Below are 22,480 nucleotides of genomic sequence, written 5' to 3'. Positions count from 1 at the left end.
CTCCGGGAGGAGAGTCCGTCGGGGCGGCAGAATGGTTCGCCATGGTCCTCGAACCGGCGTTCGCCACCTCGAACTTCATCGCGCGCGAACTGGGCTGCTCGCTGGCCGGCGGATTTCGGCAGGACGATCCCGCGCATTCGTTCCTGGGCGGATGGGCCGAGTGTGCGGAGGCCGTGCGGGCCGCCTTCGCGCCCGTGGAGGCCTACCGCGCGCGGTTCGGCGCCCTGCTGGCGGAGGTGCGGGGGGCCGGATTCGAGGCCGTCGAACTGTGGTCCGGACACCTGAACCCGCACTGGGTCACCGACCAACACCTCGCCATCGCCCGCGAGTTGATCGACGAACTCGGCCTCCGGGTGGTCGGTTTCCACGGCTACCTCGGCGACAGCCGCGACACCGCCCGGCGCGCCTGCCGGATCACCGCCGCGCTCGGCGCCGGCCTGCTCACCGGCGGCGGGGGCCGCTTCCTCGACACCCACCGTGCCGATGCGGTCGCCATGCTGCGCGACCACGGCATCCGACTGGCGATCGAGAACCACCCCGAGCACGCCGCACCGGCCCAACTGCTCGCCGACGTCGGCGAGTCGGTGGACGGAACGATCGGCGTGAACCTGGACACCGGCTGGTGGGCCACCCACGGCCAGGACCCGGTCGAGGCGATCACCGCACTGTCCGGCCACCTCCTGCACGTCCAGCTCAAGGACGTCGCCGCACCCGGCACCCACCACCCCGCCCCGCTCGGCACCGGCTGCGTCCCCGTGCGGGACTGCCTCCGCGCACTGGCCGCAGCGGGCTACCGGGGCGCGTACTCGCTCGAACACCTCGCCGCCGACGAGTCCCCCGTGGCCGCCTGCCGGGAGGCCCGTCGAATGCTGGTTCGTCTCCGGTCGGAGCCCGTTACGATCGCGCCATGACTGTGGACGGACGGATCAAAGAAGCGGAACTCCTCTACGAGCGCGCCGTGTTCGGGGACGACAGCAGCGTCTTCGATCCTGCCGAACGCGGGCTGGACGGAGTCGAGGCGGATCTCGCGCTCGCCCGGGGGAGGCTCATCCACGCCCGCTACCTGCGCGAACGGGTCGAGGACCCACGGGAGTTGGGTCTCTTCGAGCGGGCCGCCGAGCTGTACGGCCGACTGGGGGACGAGCGCGGCGAAGCGGAAGCGCTGTTCTGGATCGGCACGTTCCACCAGCTGGTGCGGGACGACAACGGGACGGCGCTGCCGGCCCTCCGCCGCGCCCGCGAGCTGGCCGCCCGGGCCGGGGACCGGCTGACCCTCTCCTACGTGCTGCGCCACCTCGGGTTCGCCGACCACATGGCCGGCCGACTCGACTCCGCCCGCGCCCACTTCGAGGAGTCCACCCGACTGCGACGCGAGCTCGGCTTCCTGCCCGGCGTGGCCGCCAACCTGATCGGCCTCGCCTTCCTGGCCGCCCAGCAGGACCGGCGCGAGGACGCCGCGGAGCTGCTCGTCGAGGCGGGCCGACTCGCCGAGAAGAGCGAAGCGCACGGCGTGCAGCGCTGGGTGGCGGAGGCCCGGGCGGAACTCGACCTGGCCTGAGCGCCGGCAGTGGTCGGCGGGCCGGAGCGCCGGCAGGGGTCGGCCGGGCCGGAGCGCCGGCAGGTCGGCCCGGCGGGCGGGGTGAACGGCCTTGGCCGGTGGGCCGGTTCGGCCTCAGCTCTCGGCGGGCCGGTGGCCCGGCTCCGGCTCGGGTGCGGGGTGCGGCTCCGGCGCAGGGTGCGGCATGAAGCGGCTCAGCGAGTAGTGGGGCGGGGAGCCGTCGCGGCTGCAGGGCGCGTCGATCCGAAGCTCGTCGGAGCGCAAGTCCGGTTCGGCGAGCACGAGTTCGTTGACGTAGGCCTTCAACTCGTGGGCGTCACCGGTGGCGAACAGGAACGTCCAGCTGCCCGCCTCCGGCGCGAAGCGGGCGGCGTGCTGCTGAACGCGCTCCTGCTGCCGGCGCTTTCTCTTCCGTTGACCTGGCATTCGGTCAGCATCCCCGGCGGCCGTCACCCTGGCAAGCCGGTTTCCCGAGCTCAACGGCGGTGCCTCCGCGGCTGATCGGCCGCCGACTCGCCTGCTCAGTGCGGGAGTTGCCGCTCGCCGAGAGTACGCAGGTGGCGGGCGAGGGCGGTGTGCTGAGCGGGGGTGAGGCCGCCGGTCAGGTCCGCGTCCACCGCCTCGGCGGCTTCGGCGCAGCGGGCGAGCAGGTGACGGCCCTCGGCGGTGAGGGTGAGCACCTGGCGGCGGCGGTCCTCGGGGTCGCGGACGCGTTCGACTGCGCCGAGCTCCTGCAACTGGTCCGCGAGCGCCACGATCAGGCTCGGCACGACTCCCAGGCGGGTCGCCAACTCCTGCTGGGACGCGGCCGATCCGTCATCCAGTGCGGCCAGCAGGGCCGCGTGCTTGGGCTTGATCCCCAGCGCTTCGACCCGGCCCGCGAAGCGGTCCGACGCGAGGGCACCGAGGACGCCCAGGTTGAAGACCACTGTGGCGCGCAGCGCCGCTGCTCCCTTGGCATCGCTCACGGTTCGAATGGTAGCGTCCCCATATCGTTCACAGTTCGAATGATTCAGGGGGAGATGAAATGACCGCTCTGCTGGTGGCCAACGCGCTGGTGGCGCTGCTCAGCGCCGGATCCGGGGTGGTCGGGGCGATCCGCCCGGGGCTGGTGCTGGCCGCGAACGAACCGATCACCGCCGGGACGCACCTCTACGCCCGGGCCTACGCGGCCCGCGCCGTCCCGCTCGGAGTCCTCACCGCGCTGGTACTGACGGTCGGTTCGCGCGCCGCGGCCTGGCCGGTGCTGCTGGTGGCCGGGCTGGCGCAGGTGGGCGACACCGCGATCGGCGTCCGCCGGCGAAACGCCGGCATGACGATCGGCGCCGCCACCACCGCCGTCCTGCACCTCGCCACCGCCTGGTGGCTGGGCCGATGAGCGGCATCGACCCCTTCGGCACCCGGGTCTTCCGCCGCCGAACCGGCCGCCCTCGGTGCCGCTGCCGCCTTCGCCGGCCCAGGGCGGGCACTGCCGGGGGCTGGTGGGGAACCCCCAGCCCCAGTAGGGGGTGGCCCATCCCTGAGGGGGAGCCGTCCATCGTCCGAAGGTAGGTCCAGGGTCGGGGTCGGCCTGGACCGTGGGCTGACGACCCGGGTCGCCGTCACCTGGCAGCGTGTCAATTGTCGGAAATTGCAGGGGTGTTGGGTTTTCACCCTTCGGCATGGACGCGGGAAGGTGGACGGACATGGCGGAACACAGGGGCGGAACGGGTCCGGGCGGTAGCGGGAGCACGGGGCTCCGGCGCGGGCGCCCGGCCGTGCGCCTGCTCGCGCTCGCGCTGGCGGGCGCGGGCCTGGTGGGGGTGACGGCCCCGGCGGCCGACGCCCTCGGCACGAAGGGACCGGGCGCAGTGGTGACGGTGACCGCCGCCCAGGACCCGGCGCAGGACACCGCCGACCGGGGATCGCGCAAGGGCGTCGACCCCAAGGCCCTGGACGCCGCGATGCAGGCCATCGTCGACTCCGGTGGCGCCTCGGCCTCGCTCGCCCGGGTCGGCGAGTACGGCCGCACCCGGTGGAAGGGCGCCGCGGGCACCGCCGACTACGCGACCGGCGCCCCCGCCTCGGCGACCGGCCGGTTCCGGATCGGCAGCGTGACCAAGACCTTCGTCTCCACCGTCGTCCTCCAGCTGGTCGCCGAGGGGCGGTTGGGCCTGGACGACCCGGTGGAGCGGCTGCTGCCGGGCGCGGTGCCGAACGGCGCGAACATCACCCTGCGTCAACTGCTCAACCACACCAGCGGGCTGTTCGACTACACCGAGGACCAGGCCTTCGACCCCACGGCGCCCGGCTCCCTCGAACGATGGCTGGAGTCCGGCCGCTACACCCGCTGGACGCCGCAGCAGCTGATCGCCCTGGCCAACAACCACCCGGCGTACTTCCCGCCCGGCCAGGGCTACCACTACTCCAACACCGACTACATCCTGGCCGGGCAGATCATCGAGCGGACCACCGGCCGCAGCTGGCAGCGGGAGGTGGAGCGCCGGATCGTCCGCCCGCTCGGCCTGACCGGCACGTCCATGCCCGACCACGAGACGGCCGTCCCCGGCCCGCACGCTCACGGCTACTTCGACCTGCCCACCGGCCGCGTGGACGTCACCGACCTGGACCCGAGCATGGCGGGCGCGGCCGGCGCCGGGATCTCCACCACCGCCGACCTCAACACTTTCCTCACCGCCCTGCTCGGCGGACGGCTGCTGCCCAGGCCGCAGCTCGCCGAGATGATGACGGTCACCCCGCAGAGCCAGGGCAGGTACGGCCTGGGCCTGGAGCGGACCACCACCGACTGCGGGGAGTTCTGGGGCCACACGGGCGGTATCCCGGGCTTCAGCACCTTCCTGTACACCAGCACCGACCTGCGCCGTCAGCTCTCCGTCTCGATGAGCGGCAACGGCCTGTCGACCCCGCTGCCCACCCGGCAGGCCTTCGAGAAGCTGATCGACGCCGCAACCTGCACCGGCTGACCCCGCCCGGCAGACAGTTCGACCGGGCCCTCTGCCTGCCGAAGTCCTGGACGGACGACCACGAGCGCTGCCGGGAGGCGGGGATCGGCGACGAGGTCGAGTTCGCCACGAAGGTCCAGCTCGCGAGGGCGATGGTCCGCCGCGCGATCGACGACGGGATCCCGTTCCGATGGGTGACCGCGGACGCCGGGTACGGCTACAGCAAGGGCTGGCGGAGCGAGCTCGAAGAGGCCGACGTCTTCCGTGTGGTGGCCGTCACCCGGCATGACACCGTCGTCACCCGGCAGGCCCTGGACCACCCGCTGCACGACCTGATCGCCGGCCTGCCGAGGCAGAAGCGGAAGCGTCGTTCGTGCGGAGCGGGCGCCCACGGCCCGAGGGTCTACGACTGGGCGCGGGTGGAGGTCCGGCCTTGGCACCGGCCCGACCGCAGGCACTGGGTCCTGGCGCGCCGCAGCATCAGCGACCCGACGAAGGTCGCCCACTACGTCGCCTACACGCCCGCCGGGTCCACACTCGACGAGCTGATCGCCGTCGCGGGCGCCCGCTGGGCGATCGAGGAGTGCTTCCAGACCGCGAAGGGCCAGTGCGGCCTGGGCGACCACCAGGTCCGCCGCCACCAGGGCTGGTACCGGCACATCACCCTCGCCATGGCCGTCCGCGCCTACCTCACCGTCCTGCGGGCCGGGCAGCTCGAAAAGGGGCCCCACCGGCTCGAACGCCAGACCTGATCCCACTCGCCGTCCCCGAGATCCGCCGACTGATCACGCATCTCACCCGGCCTGTCCGCCGCAGCACCGCGCATGTCCTGCACTGGTCCAGCTGGCGCCGCCGACGCCAACACCAGGCCCGCACCAGCCACTACAAGAGACGAGGCCACAGCCCAAGAGCTGAAGCCTCGTCACCATAAGCACCGTTGCAGTACTAAGCAGCTTCCTGACGTCGCCGTCGCCCGGTCGATCGCGGAGCGTTTCATCCCGAGGAGCAGAGCCAGGCCGGTGTGCAAGTGCGGGACGCAGGCGCAGAGGGATCGCCCCCGGCAGCTGCACCGTCGTCGCCGACCACCCGGCCCTGCGGAGTCGCTGACGCCGCGTCAGCCGAAGAACGCGGCACGCGCTACTGCCCCACCCCGTGCCTTCGGCACCCATGACGCACTCCGCGTTCCAGTACGGCAACGTAGCAGGTCAGGACAGTTGCCCGACGGTGCGGCGGGGCCGACCCGGCGACCGCAACGGCGGACGGCCGGCCTTGCGAGTCAGGCCTGCGGGAGACGGACGAGCATCTTGCCGGTGTTGGCGCCACGCATCATGGCCTGGAAGGCCTCGAAGGCGTTCTCGATGCCGTCGACGACGGTCTCGTCGGTGACGAGCGAACCGTCCTTGAGCCAGCCGCCCACCTGTCGGGCGAAGTCCGGCGCGAGGTGGAAGTGGTCGCTGACGTTCATGCCGCGCAGGTTGATGCGCTTGCCGATAGCGAGCGGCAGGTGCGGCGGGCCCGCGGGCAGCTCGGTGGCGTTGTACATCGAGATGGCGCCGACCAGGGCGACGCGGCCGCGCAGGTTCATGGCCCGGAGAGCGGCGTCGAGGTGGTCGCCGCCGACGTTGTCGACGTAGACGTCGATGCCGCCCGGAGCGGCGGTGGCGAGCTGCCCCGCGATGTCGCCCGCGCGGTAGTCGAGACCGACGTCGTAGCCGAAGTCCTCGGTCAGCCGCTCGGCCTTGGCCGGGCCGCCGGCCGAGCCGATGACGCGCGAGGCGCCGAGCTTGCGGGCGAACTGCCCGGCGACGGAACCGACGGCGCCCGCGGCACCGGAGATGAAGACGACGTCGCCCTCCTGGACCGGGGCAACCTCCTTGAGGCTGGCCCAGGCGGTCAGGCCGGTGGTGCCGAGGACGCCCAAGTAGGCCTGGGCGGGGGCGAGTTCGGGGTCGACGAGCTGAACGTCGGCGGCGCCCAGCAGGGCGTACTCGCGCCAGCCGAGGAAGTGGGTGACGGTCGCGCCGACCGGGACCCCGGGGGCCTGCGAGGCGACGACGGTGCCGACGGCCGAGCCGGTCATGGCCTCGCCCAGCTCGAACTGCGTGATGTAGGACTCGCCTTCGTTCATCCGCCCGCGCATGTAGGGGTCGACGGAGAGGTAGTCGTTGCGGACGACGACCTGGCCGGGGCCCGGGTCGGGCACGGCGGCCGTCTTGAACGCGACGTCCGAGTCCTTGGGCTCGCCGAGGGGGCGGGCGGCGAGGTGCCATTCACGGCTGGAAAAAGACATGACGATCCTAAGAAGTAGTGCGGTGTGAGGGAGGCGGGGAAGTCAGTTGCCCGTGGTCCTGGCGGGGTCGGGTGCGCCCAGCAGTCCGGCCACGAGGGCATCGGATCCCAGGGGCAGCAGGCGGTGCGCGTCCGTCGCGTTCTCCAGGCCGACCACGAGCGAGATGCAGATGTCCGCGGCCTCGGCGGGCCCGACCCCTGCTGCGGTGCCCGCCTCGGCGAAGAGTCCGGTGAGCAGGTGGCGCAGCTCGGCGGTGAAGTCGGAGCAGATCCCGCCGAAGAGGCGGGCCTTGTCGTCGAGGAGCTCGGCCGTGTGCGGCGAGTCCTCGGACAGGGCGAGGACGAGTTCGAGCTTGGCGGCGAGCACGCCCCGGACGCGGGCGGCGTACGGGACCGCGCTGTCGGCCGCTGCCCGGCGGGCCCGCACGAGCGCCTGCTCGTGCAGGCGCCCGGCGAGCCGCCGGAAGGCGTCGTCCTTGCTGCGCACGTACTGGTAGACCGCGGACCGGGACACGCCCATGGTGGTGGCGATGTCGTCCATCGTGGTGCGCCGCACGCCGTACCTGGTCAGGCAGTCGTACGTGGCGTCGAGGACCTCGTCGAGCCGGTCGGTGCCCATCGGGTCAGGCCAGCTTCTTGAGCAGTTCGACGGCCAGTGGGGCGGAGGAGGCCGGGTTCTGGCCGGTGACCAGGTTGCGGTCGACCACCACGTTCGGCGCCCACGGCTCGCCGACCCGGACGTTCACGCCGGCCTCGGTGAGGCGGTCCTGGAGCAGCCACTTCGCCTTGTCGGCAAAGCCGGCCTGGGTCTCCTCGGCGTTGGTGAAGGCGGCGACGTCGTAGCCGGTGAAGGCGTTGGCGCCGTCGGCCTTGACGGCCGCCAGCAGCGCGGCCGGGGCGTGGCAGACCACGCCGAGCGGCTTGCCGGACTCCAGGGCGAGGGTGAGGAGGCGGCCGGAGTCGGCGTTGACCGCGAGGTCCTCCATGGGGCCGTGGCCGCCGGGGTAGAAGACGGCCGCGTAGTCGTCGAGGTCGACGTCTCCGACCTTGATCGGAGACTGCAGCTCGCTGAAGCCGGCCAGGGCGTCGGCGATGCGGTCGGCGTTCTCCTGCCCGCCGTTGGCCTCGGGGGCGAGGCTGCCCTTGTCGACGGTGGGAACGACACCGCCGGGCGTCGCGACCACGATCTCGTGACCGGCCGCTTTGAAGGCCTGGTAGGGAGCGACGGCCTCCTCGGCCCAGAAGCCGGTGGGGTGCTTGGTGCCGTCGGCCAGCGTCCAGTGGTCGGCGCCGGTGACGACGAACAGGATCTTCGACATGAGGTGGTTCTCCGAGGGTGCGGATCCCGTACGGGCCGTAGGGATCGGGGACGGTGGGTCGCCGCCGCTGACGTTTCCGAAGGACTGACACTCAGTGCTCAGTTCGTCAGTGCGGCCATGTCCTCGAAGGTAGGACCCCTGTCCCATCGGAATCCAATAGGCTCGTGCATGTGAGAGATAGGGATCCCAATGGACCGCCGGGAATACCGCCGCCGCAGGGCAGCGGCCTTCTCGATCTGAATCTGCTGCGCACGTTCCTCGCGGTGTACCGCGCCGGCGCCTTCACCGCGGGCGCCCGCGTGCTGGGCCTGTCACAACCGACAGTGACGACGCAGATCCGCTCGCTGGAGAACCAGCTGGGCCGGGAGCTGTTCGAGCGGCTGTCCCGCGGCGTCGCCCCGACCCCGTTCGCCGACGAGCTGGCCGCGCGGGTCATGGAGCCGTTGGACGCCCTCGGTCCGGTCAGCGGCGGCGCCCTCCTCGGCGAGAGCGACGCGGAGCCCGTGCACTTGGCGGGGCCTGCCGAGTACCTCACGCACTGCGTCATGCCGACGCTCGCCCCGCTCGTCGACAAGGGCGTGCGCCTGCGCGTCGCATTCGGCCTCACCGACGACTTGCTCGACGGACTGCGCGCGGGCCGGCACGACCTGGTGGTGGCCACCCTGCGCCCACGCGGCCGCGCACTCGCCTCCGTACCGCTGGCCGACGAGGAATTCGTCCTGGTCGCCGCACCTTCATGGGCGGAACGGATCGGATCACGCCTTGCCGCCGAGGGGCCCGCGGCCCTGCACGGAGTGCCGCTCGTCTCGTACGCCGAGGACCTGCCGATCGTCCGCCGCTACTGGCGCCACGTGTTCGACAGGCGCCTGACCTGCCGGCCGACCGTCACGGTCCCCGACCTAGGAGCAGTCAAGGCGGCGGTTGTCGGCGGCGCCGGGTTCAGTGTGCTGCCCCGCTACCTGTGCGCGGACGATCTGGCCTCGGGCGCCCTGACCCTCCTCAACGATCCGGACGACCCACCGATCAACACGGGCTTCCTGGTCCAGCGCCCAGGATCGTCCACGAACCCCCATGTCGCGCTGGTCCGCGACCACCTGCTGCGCTCCGCCCGCGAGGCCTGAGGGTCGCCGCCGCCGATCAGTTGCAGGGTGATCACACGAGTTCCCAGCGTCATGAGACGGACTGGTCGCTCTCGGTGGACCTGTGATTGCGGCTGGCCATCGTCTCCCAGAACCGGTCGAGCGCTCTCACGGGGATGCCGACCCAGGTCGGGGTGGTACGTCTTATCGCAGGACGGGGCCAGCGCGAGCGGCTGTGCAGGAGTGCCTGCTGTTGTCGGCAGAACGGCTCCTCGATCTCGGTCTGAGTCTTTCCCGCTTTCGGTGGATAGGGGCAGAGCCGGAAGCGGCACTCGTACAGGCAGGTGGATCCTGGCTGGTCCGATTCGGCCCGACCGACGCTGCGCTCGGGATGGAGCCGGGTGCGGTCGTGGGTGAGGCACGGCGGAAGGGTGTCCGGGGCGGCCCTGACCAGGCGTTCCTCCAGGTCGTCCGGCGAGGCGGTGTTGCGCTCGGTGAGGTTCAGCATGATCAGCATGTCCGCGACGAGCTGCTGGGCCCGGGGGTGGAGGATGCTCCAGCCGACCGAGGGAGCAATCCAGAGGTTGTGCTTGCGGTACCGGTCGGGACCGGCCGGGCGGGAGCCGACGCTGTCAATGGCGCCGTTCTCGTCGATCCAGAGGAACCGCTCAGGTCGCCCGGCCTCCAGGGCGAGGGCGACCAGGTCGCCGGCTTCGGCGACGAAGGGGTGCAGGGGCCGCTTGGAGTCGACTCCGCCGCTACTCGCGACTGCCGACCGGGCGTGCGCGCTGCCCGCCATGGAGAGCCAGCGGGCCACCGCCTGGACAGGGTCGTCGGTGCCGCCGTGGCCGGCGGGCGCCGTACCGTTCGTGGCGATGTGGCCCCGGCGGTGCCTCGCCCGCCCTGCGGTCGCCCTCGGCCAGGCGGGCCCGGTGCCGTCGGGGAGTTCCCACAGACACAGGGCGTGCAGGAGGCTGACCTGCGCGTGCCAGTACCGGCTGCACGTGAGCATCTTCTCTGCCTGCCGGACGAGGTGGGGACGGGTCTCGTCACAGGAGTTGGGATGCCGTCTCCTGCGGTTGGCGGCGTACTTGAAGCCCTGCGCGAGAGCGATCTCCAGGGAGAGCGGGAGGTCCGGCTCTCGGCGGGGAGTGGTGAGCGGTGCGATCGACGATGCAGCGGAGGTGGCGGGGTCCGGCGAGCGTGTGGAGGCGGCGGAATCGGGAGACGGCGCCTCGGCAGCCGGAAGGGGTTTCCCGAGGGAGGCGGCGGGGTCGAGGTGCCGCAACCAGATGTCGAGCCGGTCCTTGGCCTCCTCGCGATACGTCTCGCTGAGCGAACCCACGAACATCGGAACCAACCACGCACGCATCACGAACTCCCGCCACAGCTCGGCCCGGTCCTGCAAGTAGCCGTCGACGATCTCCTGCAGTTCGGGCGGTTGCTCCTTGGACGGGCGGCCGCTTTCGGCCACGCCCACGATCCCGGTGACGTCGCCCACGGTGCTCCGGAACTTCTCGTCCTCGTCCCTCTTGGACTTGTTCACCTTCTCCAGGTACTGCTGCACGGGGTCACGCAACTCACGGAAGTGCTCCCGCAGTACGCGATAGGCGTCGTCACCCCCTGCGGCGATCTCCTGGGCGGTGGCCAGGCGAACCGGGCGAGACGGCTCCCGTCGGCCGATCAGGGCGAAGCTCTCGTACGCGTAGGCCGGGGTCAGTCGGTCGGTGCCTGTGATGCGGTCGATTCCCTGGAGCTCGCTCTTCCAGACGGGGCCTTTCGACGCGACGGCCGACTCTCCGCGGCGAGGGGTAGCGCCGGGCGTGCACCGGCCCCGGTGCTGATCGACTTCGCGCAGCGCGGCGCCGAAGCGCCGGACGAGACCGAGTTTCGCCTCCTCGACGGTGCGCTGGTCGTCCTTGATCTGCTGGTTCACCTCCGGCCACCGGTTCGCGAGACTCACAGCGATGGCGGGTTGCACCGACTCAGGTCCCACACTGTCGATCTCCAGTGCGGCGGCGTAGAGGTCGAAGAACTTGGCGTCGTGCCGGCCTTTCGCGGCGGCGCAAAGCACCTCGGCGAGTGTCCAGGAATCATGGCGCTCCTGACTGGGGAAGTCGTCGACGCTGTCGGTCACTGCGAGGTGGCGCAGGGGCTCCGAGGGCCCAGGGGCGGTGGGTCCCTGCCCGTGGCGGGACAGGAGCACCAGAGCGATCAGCAGTTCCCGGGACGGTCCGGGGGGCTGGAGTGCCTGCTCGACAAGGGCCTGGATCTTGTTCTGGTCGTCGATGGTGCTCAGCAGGTGGAAGCCCAGGTACGCCTGGAGGATGCTGTGCGGAAATCGCACCTTGTTCTCATGACTGGTGACCAGACCGAGTTGCTGCCCATTACGGGCGAACCGCGCGAGCTCGGTGCGGAGTTCGTTCGGACTGTAGCGGTCGCCGAGCCACTTCTCCTGCCCGCCGAAGCGTGCCGTGAGCGCCTCCCAGATCGCGCCGCGCTGCTGCACCGAGACGGTCAGCCGGACCGCATCGGACTGCGGTTCCGCAGGCTTGGCGGCGTCCGGGCGAGTCTCCTCGTACGCGGTCACGAGGTCGTCGAAGGTCACCTCGAGGCTGTCCTGGATCAGTCCCAGACAGGCGAGGGCCGCCATGATCTGGATCGTCTTCTGCCGCTCGCGACGGTCCAGTACCAGATCCCCGTACAGGCGGCCCTCCTCCAACGCCGTCCGGTAGGTGTCCAAGAGCCCCAGCCGCAGGGCAGCGGCGTCCTGGGTCCGGGTGTCCAGCCGGTCCGGCTGCTCGCGCAGCGCCAGATGCTCCAGGAGGCCCACCTCCCTCAGCCGACGGGCGATCTGCAGGTAGAACGGCGAGTCGGTCACGCCGGCAGTTTCGACGATCCAGTCCAAGCGGCGTTCGTCCACCTCCTCGGCGTCCCGGAGCACGTAGTCCAGGGCCGCCTCCTCGCTGAGCGGTTCCAGTACCGCGATCGCGGCCGGGGAGCTTTCCAACGGGGCGTGCGGGCGCGAGGCCACCACCAACGGCAGGCCGTCGCGGTTCGCTCGATCGATCGCGCGGCGAATGAGGTTGTCGCGGTCGTCCCGATGCGCATCGTCGAGCAGGGCCTCCTCCAGCCCGTCGGCGATGACGACCACCTTGTCGTCGAGACGCAACTGCCTCCAGGTTCGATCCAGTTGACCGCTGAACAGCACGCCCCGGCCCGCCTCCCGCAGGAAGCAGCTCCGGCCGAGGGCCTCGAAGTCCAACTCGCCGTCCACGGTCGCGTCACGGAGTCGGACAGGCACCGGGACGGCCCCGTGCTCCGCCAGCATCCTGGTGAGCTCGACCAGGACAGCCGTCTTCCCGACCCCCACCCCGCCGATCAGCACATACGGCCTACGGGTCCGCCGATTGCGCAGGGTTTGGGCGATGACCTGCGACAGCTCGTCCCGACCTACGATCTCGTCGATGATCGTCCCGGCAGTGGGGACCAGATCGTGCGGTCGCTTCCTCGCCTTGACGACCACGGGCTTCCTGGTCCAGCGGTAGCCGACGAGCAGGAACACGGTCACGCCGAAGGCGGTGAGCAGGAACGGCACGATCGTGCCGAACCAGTTGCTGTTCTGGATGCTGTTGAACCACCCAACCGGGCCGACGACCCCGGTCCAGATCAGCAGGCCGACCCACGCCACCAGACAGATCGCTCCGAGGACGGCAAAGCTCCGCACGAGCACGGAGGAGAGCCGGGGGCTGAACCAGCTCCTGTTGGGCACGATGCTGCGGCGTGCCTCCCGCTTCGTCCGCACACCGTGCCACCAGTGCCGGAACCACGCCCACAGGGCCAACAACCGCCTCGGATAGAGCGTGTACCAGGGTGCGCCGTGCGGGCGCCGTCTTCCCCTGGGGTGCCGAACGACCTTGCTCACCGGCTCGCTCCTCCGTGAGTCTGGAAGGCATGCCATGCGTGACATCCGGAAAGGGCCCCGTGTTCCATCGAACCATGCATGTGGAGGAGGGCAAGCCGGCCCGCGCGTCGAGGCGTCGGCCCGCGCGAAGGGTGCGGCCGACGCCGGGGGCGCCGCCGCCCGACGCCCGGTCAGTTCTCGTCGGCGACGCGGACCGGGTCATTTGACCAGCGTGATCACAAGATCACAGGACTTTGCGGTCTGGAGCCGCGGCGCGATCGGATGGGCGGGACGGCATCGGTCAACGGGATCAGGGCTTGGCCGTCATGGACGTTGGCACCGGATATCGCGCGCGGCAGGGGTAAACCGGTACGTTCGGTGAGCAGGTGGATCTCCGACCCGTACTTGCCCCGATCGACAGGATTCGGACCTGTCAGGTCCCCCTGTTCAGGGCCCGCATGTTCACGGAGTCGACCGCGCAGCGGGACCAGTCCAGTTCGCCCCTCGCGCCGAGCTCGTCCAGGACGACCCGGTGCAGCTCGGCCCACACCCTGGCCCTGCTCCGCTCGGTGAACCGCCGATGGGCAGTCGGCCCGGACTGACCGAAGCAGGGCGACAGTTGAGCCCACCTGCATCCGGAGGTCGCCACGAAGACGATCGCTGCCAGCACCTCGCGGTCCTGGTTTTCTCAGCGAAATGATCTTCGCGACGTGGCCTCACCCGACGGCATCACGCTTCTGGCGGGACGGCGAACGGGTCATACCCCCAGGGAATGAAACAGCCGTAGTCCTGCAGCGGTTGCGGATCGTTCAGCACGATGCTCTTGAGCTCGCCTGCAGGGGAGAGTCCGTCCGGGCGATCCACGAGGACGACGTTCTTGTCGACCCCGGGATCGGTGAGCGTGATGACGGTGCTGATCACTGCGCGCAGGGCGTCCGGCGGATTGCCGGGCGGCGGGGCGCCGGCCGGGGGTCGGCAGCTTCCTGGAACGACCTCACGGTGTCGGAGAAGGCGTGGACCTCGGCCACACTGAAGAGGCGCTGGGTGTCCTCGGTGACCACGTGGCCCAGCTTCTTCCAGACCTGGATGTACGCCGGGTCGATGCCGGACTGCTCCGCGAGGACGGCCATCTCGCCGAGCATCTCGGTGATGCGCTCCTCGGGCATCGGGAGGGGTGTGTCCGCGTCGGGGTGGAACACGGGGTCGCCGGGGCCGGGCGCGCGTCCGAACTCGGCTCGGAAGGCATCGAGCTGACGCTTGATCGCACCCTGCAGCTTCTGGCCTGCATGGGAGTCGGGGCTCCAGGACACCTCGTAGCCGTCGTCGGTGCGGCGGCGCTGGACGAAGCGGGGGTCCAGGTGGCGCGAGGCGACGGTGCGGGCGTGGGCCTCGTTCGAGCCGATCCGGTCGAGGAGTTGCTGCCGTCGGACCTCGCGCACGTCCTGCACTGGTCCCGCCGGCGTCACCGACGCCGATACCAGGCCCGGACCAGCCACCACAAGCGACGAGGCCACAGCCCAGGAGCTGAAGCCTCGTCACCATAAGCACCGTTGCAGTACTAGGGGTGCCGTTAACGAACGTGTCACCAGCCCCAAACGCGGGTGATCTTTGACCGTTCGGCCGCCCTGACCTGGGCCTGTCCGGCATGATGCGGGGCCATGGGGCGGCAGCCGGTCGGCATGGACGAGTTGGTGGAGCACTGGACGGTGCTCGACGACGAGCTGGAGCTCGTGGCGGGGAAGAGGGGCGGAACACGCCTGGGCTTCGCGCTGTTGCTGAAGTTCTACACCCGGCACGGCCGGTTCCCCAGAGGCCGGGTGGACTTTCCGGATGAGGTTGTTGACTTCGTCGCCCGGCAGATGCGGGTGTCGGCCGCCGACTTCGATTTCTACCAGTGGTCTGGCAGCACAATCGAGTACCACCGGTCGCAGATCCGCGAGCACCTGGGCTTTCGGGCGTGCTCCGTGCAGGACGCCGAGAAGCTGACGACCTGGCTGGCGTCGAATGTCGCGCACGCCGAGCGGAACGCGGATCGGGTGCGTGAGGAGTTGCTGAAGCGGTGCTGGGAGGAGTTCATCGAACCGCCGGCGCCGGAGCGAATCATGCGGATGGTCCGCTCCGCGCTGCATACCGCCGAGGAGACCTGGTTCACGACGGTGGCGGCCCGGCTGCCGGCCGAGGCGCGGGAGAAGGTGCTCGCCCTAGATGATTGATGCCAAGGGCTCGCTGGCGTGCATGAAATGACGCGAGGGAGTCCAAAGGTCGGTTGTGACGCCTGACCTGGACTCCCTCGCGACCGCACTCTACGTGAAGACCGACGACCTGCTGAAGGAATCGCCCCATCTGGCGCCGTGGCGACCCGAGATCGGGATCGCGCCCCGGCTCAGCGATGCCGAACTGGTCACCCTGGCGGTGATGCAGGCCCTGCTCGGCTTCACCTCCGAGCGCCGCTGGATCCGTTACGCCACCGCCCGCCTGCGGCACCTGTTCCCGTACCTGCCCGGGCAGTCCGGCTACAACCGGCGCCTGCGCAAGGCCGCCGGCCTGATCGCCCGCGTCAACCGCCTGGTCGCGATCGACACCTCGCTGTGGACCGACAGCGTGTGGGTCGTCGACTCCACCCCGGTGGAATGTGGGCGCTCACGCGAGACCGCCAAGCGCTCCGACCTGGCCGGATGGGCCGAGTACGGCTACTGCGCCAGCCACTCCCGCTACTTCTGGGGTCTGCGCCTGCATCTGGTGTGCACCCTGCACGGCCTGCCCGTCGCGTTCGCGCTGACCGGCGCGAAGGCCGACGAGCGCCAGACCCTGCTCGGCATCCTCCACGCCGAACCCGACCTGGCCGGTTCCCGACCGGGCCAGACCCTGATCGGCGACCGGCACTACTACGGCCGCGCCTTCGAACACGAACTCGCCGAGTGGGGCGTCCACCTGCTCCGCCCGGCCCGCAAGGGCGAACCCGAGCGGGCCGGAGCCAGGCTGTTCAAGCCGCTGCGGCAGATCATCGAGTCGGTCAACCAGACGTTCAAGGCCCAACTCGACCTCGAACGCCACCAGGGCCGCACGCCGGCCGGGGTGATGGTCCGTGTCCTGCAACGCATCCTCGCACTGACCTCGGCGATCTGGCACAACGACCGGACCGGTCAGCCCGTCATGCGCTCGCTGACCGCCTACGACCACTAACCCTTCGCATCATTCATCTAGTGGCCACCGCCCCGGAGGCGACCGAGGGCACCGAGGAGGACGACCAGGACGGGGAGTCGGTCCTGGCTCTGGTGAAGGCGATGCCGGGCAACGTGAGCCTGGAGTCGATGCTGCAGGAGATCCGCAAACTGAGGGCGATCCGGGCGATCGGCCTGCCATCCGGGCTGTTCGTGGACGTGGCGCCGAAGGTGCTCGCGTCCTGGCGGCAGCGGGCGGTGGTCGAGTCCCCTTCCCACCTGCGGCGGCGCTCGCCGGAGTCCGCGCTGCTGGTGGAGCGCGAGCGCGAGGTGACGGACTGCCTGGTGGACCTGTTGATCGCCACGGTGCACCGGATCGGCGCCCGCGCGGAGCAGAGGGTGACCAACGAGCTGATCAACGCCTTCAAGCGGGTGTCGGGCAAGGAGAACCTGCTGTTCCAGATCGCCGAGGCGTCGCTGGCGGAGCCGGGCGGCGAGGTCCGCGAGGTGGTCTTCCCGGCCGTGCGCGGGGGCGAGCAGACGCTCAAGGAGCTGGTGCACGAGTACCGGACGAAGGGGCCGGTGTACCGGCGCACGGTGCAGACGACGCTGAAGGCGTCCTACACCAACCACTACCGCAAGGGTCTGATCGAGCTGCTGGGCGTGCTGGAGTTCCGCTCGAACAACACCGCCTACCGGCCGGTGATCGACGCGCTCGACCTGGTGACCCGGTACGCGAAGGCTGGGAACACCACCTACTACCCGCTCGGCGAGACAGCCCCCGGGCACCGGGGCACCAAGGGGCAGTGGGCCGAACTGGTCTACCGGGCCGACAAGCGGGGTCGGCGCCGGGTGGTACGGATGATTTACGAGGTCGCCACCTTCCAGGCCCTGCGCGAGCAACTGCGCTGCAAGGAGGTGTGGGTGGTCGGCGCCGGACGGTGGCGCAACCCGGACGAGGACCTGCCAGGAGACTTCGAGGCCTGCCGTGTCGAGCACTACCGGGAGCTGCGCAAGCCGCTGGACGCGGGTGAGTTCATCGGCCAGCTGCGGCGGGAAATGACCGAGGCCCTGACCATGCTGGACGTGGCCCTGCCCGGCCTGGACTGGGTGGAGATCAAGGAACGGGCGTCGGGGTCGATCAAGTTCACCGCCCCGGAGGCCCAGGAGGAGCCGCGCAACCTGCGCCGGATCAAGGCCGAGGTCGGCCGCCGCTGGACCGCCGTCCCGCTGATCGACATGCTCAAGGAGGCGATACTGCGGACCGGCTGCCTCAAGGCGGTCACCTCCGTGGCGGGCAGCGGGACCCTGCTGGAGGAGGTACTGGCCGAGCGGCTGATGCTGGCGATCCACGCTTACGGGACGAACACGGGAATCCGGTCGGTGGCAGGCGGCGCGCACGGCCACAGCGAGGAGGAGATCCGTTACACCCGGCGCCGCTACCTGACCTTGGAGGCGGCTCGGCAGATCGCCGTCGAGATCGCCAATGCCACCTTCGCCGCCCGCGACAGTGACCTGTGGGGCGCCGGGTCAACCGCGGTGGCCTCGGACTCCACGCACTTCCGCTCCTGGGACCAGAACCTGTTCACCGAGTGGCACTCGCGCTACGGCGGGCGCGGCGTGCTGGTGTACTGGCACGTCGAGCGTGGCTCAGTGGTGGTGCACTCCCAGACGCTGCGGGCCTCCGCGTCGGAGGTCGCGGCGATGGTCGAGGGCGCGATCCGGCACGGCACCACGATGAGCGTGGAGGGCAACTACGTCGACTCGCATGGCCAGTCCGAGATCGGATTCGCGGTGACCAGGCTGCTGAACGTCGACTTGCTGCCGCGCATCAAGCAGATCAACCGGGTGAAGCTCTACCGGCCCGTTGCTGGCGAGCCGAGCACCTACCCGAACCTCCAGGCCGCCCTGACCCGGCCAATCCGCTGGGATGTCATCGACGCCAACTACGACCAGGTCATCAAGTACGCCACCGCGATCCGCACCGGCACCGCCTCCACCGAGGCGATCCTCTCCCGCTTCACCCGGGCCGCCTCCCACCCCGCCTACCAGGCCATGCTGGAGATCGGCCGCGCCCAGAGGACCATCTTCGTCGCCCGCTACCTGCGCGACCGTGCGCTGCAGCGCGAGATCGAGGAGGGGCTGAACGTGGTGGAGGCGTGGAACCGTGCGAACGCGGTGATCTACTACGGCAAGGGCGGCGAGATCTCGACCAGCCGGCGCGAAGAGGTCGAGATGGCCGCGCTGTGCCTGCGGATCCTCCAGGCGTCCCTGGTGTACGTCAACACCTTGATGCTCCAGGACGTGCTGGCCGAGCCAGCCTGGGCCGATCAGCTCGGCCCGGCTGACCGCCGGGGCCTCACCCCGCTGTTCTGGTCCCATGTGCGACCGTACGGCGAGGTCCGCCTCGACCTTGCCACGCGGCTTCCCCTTGGCCCCGCCCCGGTGCCGACACAAGCCGGGTGAACCGGGATGGCGGTCCGTCACTTACGGCTCCCGCGTACCGCGCGGATCACCTCGGCCACGGCCTTCAGGACCGTGGCGCGGTCGCGCGGGGCCGTGCCCTTCAGCGCGACCATCACGATAGTTACGGCAGCAGCGGCCGCAACCAGCATGACGGCGACGGGCACCAGCGCGGCGGCCCAGGTGGCGATGTCCATGTATCTCGGTCCTTCCCCAAGTGGCCTAGGCAGCCCCGGACGGGGCGGCCACGAGAACGATGGCGGGACCTTCAAGGGCGCGGCCATGGATTCCGGACCGCCGGATTTCCGGCTACAAAACCCCAGGCCACGGCGCGGCCGGTGGAGGTCCGCCGGATCGCCTCGGATCGCAAGCAGCGCTCGAGCAAGAAGAGAGAGGAAGCCGACGTGACGGATGAGCTGACAGGACCTGAGGCTCTGGCGGAACAACTCAACCTGCTCCAGGCCAAGCTGCTCGCTAGGGGTAAGGACCAAAGGGCCGTGGTCGTCGAGGCAAACATCCGCCGACACAAGGTCGAGCGCCGCCCCCTGAGCACGTCGAGGGTCAACGACTGGTTCCCCCGGCAGAGAGGGAGTAGCTCGAAGAAGCTCAGCGTGCCGAGTGACGTCGACGACCTATGGGACGTGGTGGAGGTGATGCTGGACTGGACCGGGCAGCTCGCAAGTCCGTCCGAGCGGTCGAGACTCCGCGCGCACTGGGCGAACCTCTGCCGGGAGGCGCAGCGCAAGACCGGCTTGGACGACGACGTGCTCGGTTATCTCGAAGCCGTCCGCAAATTCGCCGAGCAGCAAGATCCATATTTCGGCCGCACGGGTCTACCTTTCTTGGCCCACCTCTATGTAGATCAGCGGATCCGCCCGATGCCGACCTTGGATGAGCGCACCGGTCCCGGCGGCGACGATGCCGCCCCTGCGGGAAGCGGGCTTGCTGCTGCGGCGAAACCCGGCGCGATGTTCCGGAAGTCCGATCCAGTGTGCGTGGTCATCTCCGGCCCGGGAACCGGCAAGTCCACACTGCTGCGCGCCCGGCTGCGCGATGCGGCCCATCGATGGCTCGACAACCCGAAGGCTGTGGGGAGGACCTTGCCAGCAGTCCCGGTGTTGGTGGACGCGCGTCTCCTCGCCGGCGAGGAGACGCACGTGGCCGACGCACTTGCCGCCGCCACCGGAAAGCTCGCCCGGTACGGGCCGGGACTCACCCCGGCCCACTTCCTTCAAAAGCCGTGCCCCGGGGCGCACTGGCAGTTGCTCGTCGACGGGCTGGACGAGCTCCCCAACGCGGACGAGCGCCGCGCCGTGCTCGAGAAGCTGGCCAACGCCGCCGCTGCGGCAGACCCGCCGCTGTACCGGTCCGTCGTGGCAACCCGCCCCCTGAGCGAGAACGAACTCGACGTCCTCGGTGGCACGGCGCCCCGCTACGAGCTTCAGCCCTTCACTGTCGATGACCTGCATAACTACGCCGAGAAGTACTTCAGCACCCGGTGGCCGCAGGAAGAAGCCGTCCGCCGTGCCCGTCAGTTCACCGACGCGCTCCGCGACGCCTCCCTTATCGAGCTGGCCCGCACGCCCTTGATGGCGTTCATGCTCTGCCAGCTCCACCTTGAGAAGCCCGAACGCCCGCTCCCCAACGCTCGCACGGCGGTGTACACGGAATTCACCGACCTCCTCTTCGAGAACAACAAGCCGAAGAACGTCGCGAAGAGCCACGAAGAAGCGATCGAGAACCTCGTGGAGCATGTCCAGAGTCCGCGGGCGCGCAACGAGGCAAGATCCGCCGCAGGGCAGGTCCACGACCAGCTGTCCGAGCTGATCGACTACCTGGCGCACCAATGGCTCACTAGCCCTCATCAGGCCCCCGTGACCGAGGTGCTGTCGGCGCACGAGGCCGTCCACCGCCCCTCCAAGGTCCGCCAGGTGCTGTGGGAGGCATTCTTGGAGGACCTTCTCCTGCACACTGGCCTGGTCGTCCACCGCGCGAATGGCCTCGAGTTCCCTCACCGAACCTTCCTCGAATTCCACGCCGCCCGCCACGCCACCCGCGACGAACAAGCTCGCACCGTCCTCGACGAGCTCTTCCCGCATGGGCAGACGCACCGGGTTCCCGCCATCGAATCGTCCTACCTGGGCTTCCTGCTCGACGGTCTCCTCGCGAGCCCCGATGGCATTGCTGCCGAGACAGTCGACAGGATTGAAAAGATCACCCGCGGGGCGGGAGATCACGCCCTCCGCTTCCTGCTGGATCAGGTGGACTTGAGGACCAGCCTCCCCCCTGCCCCCACCGCAAGACAACTCACGCGCTTCGCTCAGGACAAGGCCCTCCACGGCACCTACCGCGTCTCAGCGGCCGAGCGCCTGGCCAAGGTCGACGGGCAGCGGGACTGTGCTGCCAAACTCCTCGCCCAGCTCGCCGACGACACCACGTTCACATCCGCCCTTAGCTTTCTCTTCGGCTCTGACCGGGTAACGGCGGCCTTGTGCCTGGCCAACGTGGACAAACACAAGAAGGAGGGTGTGAGCCGGCTGATTGCCTTCACGAAGGACAACACACTCAGCACCATGGACCGCGTGCAGGCAGCCGGGGCCTTGGCGCAAGTGGACGGGTGCCAGAAGGAGGGGGCCGCCCGGCTGATCGCCTTCGCCAACGACACCACCCTCGACAGCACAGACCGCGTGCGCGCAGTAGCGTTCCTGACCGGGGTGGAGGAGTACCGGAAGGACGGTGTCGCCCGGCTGATCGCCTTCGCCAACGACACCACCCTCGACAGCACCGACCGCGAAGTGGTGGCTGTGGTCTTGGCGGAGGTCGACGGGCAGCGGGATCGTGCTGCCGAACTCCTCGCCCAGCTCGCTGACGACGCCACCCTTGACGGCGTGGACCGTGTGCAGGCGGCCGAGAGCCTGGCCAAGGTCGACGGGCACCAGAAGGACGGTGTCGCCCGGTTGATCGCCTTCGCCAACGACACCACCCTCGACAGTTTCCACCGCTTGTCAGCAGCCCTGGGATTGGCCAGAGTCGACGGGCACCTGGAAGAGGGTGCCGACCGGCTGATGGCCTTCGCTGGCGACCCCAGCTTCAACGGCGTGGACCGTGTGCAGGCAGCCAAGAACCTGGCCGAGGTGGATGGGTACGGGGACCGCGCTGCCCAACTTCTCGCCCAACTTGCCGGCGACACCACCCTCGATGGCGCGCACCGCATGTGGGCAGCTGAGGGCCTGGCCAAGGTGGACGGGTACCAGGACCGCGCTGCCCAACTTCTCGCCCAACTTGCCGGCGACACCACCCTCGATGGCGCGCACCGCATGTGGGCAGCTGAGGGCCTGGCCAAGGTGGACGGGTACCAGGACCGCGCTGCCCGGCTCTTCGCCGAGCTCGCCGACGACGCCACCCTCGATGGCGCGCACCGCATGTGGGCAGCTGAGGGCCTGGCCAAGGTGGACGGGTACCTGGAAGAGGGTGCCGACCGGCTGATGGCCTTCGCTGGCGACCCCAGCTTCAACGGCGTGGACCGTGTGCAGGCAGCCGAGAACCTGGCCGAGGTGAATGGGTACGGGGACCGCGCTGCCCAACTTCTCGCCCAACTTGCCGGCGACACCACCCTCGACAGCGCCGCCCGCATACGGGCGGCCCAGAAGCTGACCGCCATCCACAGTGACGGGGGTGCGGAGCCTGGCAATGGTGGTGTCCGTTAGAGGATCCCCTAACGGACACCAATGATCACGAGCCGCCCACGGACCCGAACAGCCCTGA

The 22,480-nt window shown here is 70.1% G+C and carries 18 protein-coding genes and 2 pseudogenes; 10 read left to right on the top strand and 10 right to left on the bottom strand.

All coding sequences use genetic code 11. The annotated features are described in order from the left end of the window. The first annotated feature begins 41 nt into the window (after positions 1-41). On the top strand, positions 42-911 hold the full coding sequence (locus ACI1MP_RS05890) for a sugar phosphate isomerase/epimerase family protein (RefSeq protein WP_404867925.1): 870 nt from the start codon (positions 42-44) through the stop codon (positions 909-911). Continuing rightward, positions 908-1,558 carry a tetratricopeptide repeat protein gene (locus ACI1MP_RS05885; RefSeq protein WP_404867924.1) on the top strand — a complete coding sequence of 217 codons (651 nt, stop codon included), beginning with the start codon at positions 908-910 and terminating at the stop codon, positions 1,556-1,558. The genes ACI1MP_RS05890 and ACI1MP_RS05885 overlap by 4 nt, the downstream gene beginning before the upstream one ends. A 114-nt stretch (positions 1,559-1,672) precedes the next feature. Here ACI1MP_RS05885 and ACI1MP_RS05880 read toward each other — a convergent pair whose 3' ends face one another. Together ACI1MP_RS05880 and ACI1MP_RS05875 are read right to left on the bottom strand one after the other, a co-directional pair. After that, positions 1,673-1,984, bottom strand: coding sequence for a hypothetical protein (locus ACI1MP_RS05880; RefSeq protein WP_380340399.1), 312 nt, complete (start codon positions 1,982-1,984; stop codon positions 1,673-1,675). 95 nt (positions 1,985-2,079) lie between these two features. Next, positions 2,080-2,526, bottom strand: coding sequence for a MarR family winged helix-turn-helix transcriptional regulator (locus ACI1MP_RS05875; RefSeq protein ID WP_380340396.1), 447 nt, complete (start codon positions 2,524-2,526; stop codon positions 2,080-2,082). Between the two features lie 59 nt (positions 2,527-2,585). Here ACI1MP_RS05875 and ACI1MP_RS05870 point away from each other — a divergent pair, with 59 nt between their 5' ends. The 3 genes and pseudogenes from ACI1MP_RS05870 to ACI1MP_RS05860 form a co-directional block, all read left to right on the top strand. Beyond that, entirely contained in the window at positions 2,586-2,936 is a 351-nt protein-coding gene (locus ACI1MP_RS05870; RefSeq protein WP_380340393.1) for a hypothetical protein, read from the top strand. A gap of 379 nt (positions 2,937-3,315) precedes the next feature. Then, positions 3,316-4,521, top strand: a complete 1,206-nt coding sequence (locus tag ACI1MP_RS05865; RefSeq protein WP_404867923.1) for a serine hydrolase domain-containing protein — start codon at positions 3,316-3,318, stop codon at positions 4,519-4,521. A 20-nt stretch (positions 4,522-4,541) separates the two neighbouring features. Then, positions 4,542-5,252 (top strand): annotated as a pseudogene (locus ACI1MP_RS05860) (IS701 family transposase); the annotation flags it as partial. Positions 5,253-5,776: 524 nt separating this feature from the next. Here the strand turns inward: ACI1MP_RS05860 and ACI1MP_RS05855 are convergent. The 3 genes from ACI1MP_RS05855 to ACI1MP_RS05845 are packed head-to-tail and all read right to left on the bottom strand — an operon-like array spanning position 5,777 to position 8,108. Next, positions 5,777-6,790 carry an NADP-dependent oxidoreductase gene (locus tag ACI1MP_RS05855; RefSeq protein ID WP_380340387.1) on the bottom strand — a complete coding sequence of 338 codons (1,014 nt, stop codon included), beginning with the start codon at positions 6,788-6,790 and terminating at the stop codon, positions 5,777-5,779. A 42-nt stretch (positions 6,791-6,832) separates the two neighbouring features. Beyond that, a complete protein-coding gene (locus tag ACI1MP_RS05850) occupies positions 6,833-7,408 on the bottom strand; it encodes a TetR/AcrR family transcriptional regulator (RefSeq protein WP_404867922.1) in 576 nt (191 codons plus the stop codon). Positions 7,409-7,412: 4 nt separating this feature from the next. Further along, a complete protein-coding gene (locus ACI1MP_RS05845; RefSeq protein WP_404867921.1) occupies positions 7,413-8,108 on the bottom strand; it encodes a type 1 glutamine amidotransferase domain-containing protein in 696 nt (231 codons plus the stop codon). 170 nt (positions 8,109-8,278) lie between these two features. Between ACI1MP_RS05845 and ACI1MP_RS05840 the strand changes: the two genes are divergently transcribed. Beyond that, complete coding sequence (locus tag ACI1MP_RS05840; protein ID WP_380340377.1) at positions 8,279-9,229, top strand: LysR family transcriptional regulator; 951 nt, start codon at positions 8,279-8,281, stop codon at positions 9,227-9,229. A gap of 49 nt (positions 9,230-9,278) precedes the next feature. On the opposite strand, the gene ACI1MP_RS05835 is transcribed toward ACI1MP_RS05840, so the two are convergent. The 4 genes and pseudogenes from ACI1MP_RS05835 to ACI1MP_RS05820 all read right to left on the bottom strand — a co-directional run bounded on the left by ACI1MP_RS05835 (position 9,279) and on the right by ACI1MP_RS05820 (position 14,530). Next, positions 9,279-12,914: an ATP-binding protein gene (locus tag ACI1MP_RS05835; RefSeq protein WP_404867920.1), complete on the bottom strand. Its 3,636-nt coding sequence runs from the start codon at positions 12,912-12,914 to the stop codon at positions 9,279-9,281. 425 nt (positions 12,915-13,339) lie between these two features. After that, positions 13,340-13,770: pseudogene (locus ACI1MP_RS05830) on the bottom strand (transposase); the annotation flags it as partial. 50 nt (positions 13,771-13,820) lie between these two features. Further along, positions 13,821-14,012, bottom strand: a complete 192-nt coding sequence (locus tag ACI1MP_RS05825; protein WP_404867919.1) for a hypothetical protein — start codon at positions 14,010-14,012, stop codon at positions 13,821-13,823. Then, positions 14,009-14,530 carry a hypothetical protein gene (locus ACI1MP_RS05820; protein ID WP_404867918.1) on the bottom strand — a complete coding sequence of 174 codons (522 nt, stop codon included), beginning with the start codon at positions 14,528-14,530 and terminating at the stop codon, positions 14,009-14,011. Before ACI1MP_RS05820 ends, ACI1MP_RS05825 begins: the two co-directional genes overlap by 4 nt. A 219-nt stretch (positions 14,531-14,749) precedes the next feature. On the opposite strand from ACI1MP_RS05820, the gene ACI1MP_RS05815 reads away from it, so the two are divergent. The 3 genes from ACI1MP_RS05815 to ACI1MP_RS05805 are packed head-to-tail and all read left to right on the top strand — an operon-like array spanning position 14,750 to position 18,718. Further along, complete coding sequence (locus tag ACI1MP_RS05815) at positions 14,750-15,304, top strand: DUF4158 domain-containing protein (protein WP_404867917.1); 555 nt, start codon at positions 14,750-14,752, stop codon at positions 15,302-15,304. Between the two features lie 55 nt (positions 15,305-15,359). After that, positions 15,360-16,274, top strand: a complete 915-nt coding sequence (locus tag ACI1MP_RS05810; protein ID WP_404867869.1) for an IS982 family transposase — start codon at positions 15,360-15,362, stop codon at positions 16,272-16,274. Further along, positions 16,214-18,718: a Tn3 family transposase gene (locus ACI1MP_RS05805; protein ID WP_404870768.1), complete on the top strand. Its 2,505-nt coding sequence runs from the start codon at positions 16,214-16,216 to the stop codon at positions 18,716-18,718. The genes ACI1MP_RS05810 and ACI1MP_RS05805 overlap by 61 nt, the downstream gene beginning before the upstream one ends. 17 nt (positions 18,719-18,735) lie before the next feature. On the opposite strand, the gene ACI1MP_RS05800 is transcribed toward ACI1MP_RS05805, so the two are convergent. After that, positions 18,736-18,912 carry a hypothetical protein gene (locus tag ACI1MP_RS05800; RefSeq protein WP_404867916.1) on the bottom strand — a complete coding sequence of 59 codons (177 nt, stop codon included), beginning with the start codon at positions 18,910-18,912 and terminating at the stop codon, positions 18,736-18,738. A gap of 207 nt (positions 18,913-19,119) precedes the next feature. On the opposite strand from ACI1MP_RS05800, the gene ACI1MP_RS05795 reads away from it, so the two are divergent. Next, complete coding sequence (locus ACI1MP_RS05795) at positions 19,120-22,422, top strand: NACHT domain-containing protein (RefSeq protein WP_404867915.1); 3,303 nt, start codon at positions 19,120-19,122, stop codon at positions 22,420-22,422. Positions 22,423-22,480: the final 58 nt, after the last annotated feature.

It is taken from the genome of Kitasatospora griseola (assembly GCF_044999035.1).
GTDB lineage: Bacteria > Actinomycetota > Actinomycetes > Streptomycetales > Streptomycetaceae > Kitasatospora > Kitasatospora griseola.
This window is presented reverse-complemented; position numbering and strand designations above follow the sequence as displayed.

Bases quoted from the DNA above. Each gene is read 5' to 3' on its own strand.
- ACI1MP_RS05885 (WP_404867924.1), top strand. From the start codon at position 908: ATGACTGTGGACGGACGGATCAAAGAAGCGGAACTCCTCTACGAGCGC.
- ACI1MP_RS05855 (WP_380340387.1), bottom strand. From the start codon at position 6,790: ATGTCTTTTTCCAGCCGTGAATGGCACCTCGCCGCCCGCCCCCTCGGC.
- ACI1MP_RS05890 (WP_404867925.1), top strand. From the start codon at position 42: ATGGTCCTCGAACCGGCGTTCGCCACCTCGAACTTCATCGCGCGCGAA.
- ACI1MP_RS05880 (WP_380340399.1), bottom strand. From the start codon at position 1,984: ATGCCAGGTCAACGGAAGAGAAAGCGCCGGCAGCAGGAGCGCGTTCAG.
- ACI1MP_RS05845 (WP_404867921.1), bottom strand. From the start codon at position 8,108: ATGTCGAAGATCCTGTTCGTCGTCACCGGCGCCGACCACTGGACGCTG.
- ACI1MP_RS05800 (WP_404867916.1), bottom strand. From the start codon at position 18,912: ATGGACATCGCCACCTGGGCCGCCGCGCTGGTGCCCGTCGCCGTCATG.
- ACI1MP_RS05815 (WP_404867917.1), top strand. From the start codon at position 14,750: ATGGGGCGGCAGCCGGTCGGCATGGACGAGTTGGTGGAGCACTGGACG.
- ACI1MP_RS05850 (WP_404867922.1), bottom strand. From the start codon at position 7,408: ATGGGCACCGACCGGCTCGACGAGGTCCTCGACGCCACGTACGACTGC.
- ACI1MP_RS05870 (WP_380340393.1), top strand. From the start codon at position 2,586: ATGACCGCTCTGCTGGTGGCCAACGCGCTGGTGGCGCTGCTCAGCGCC.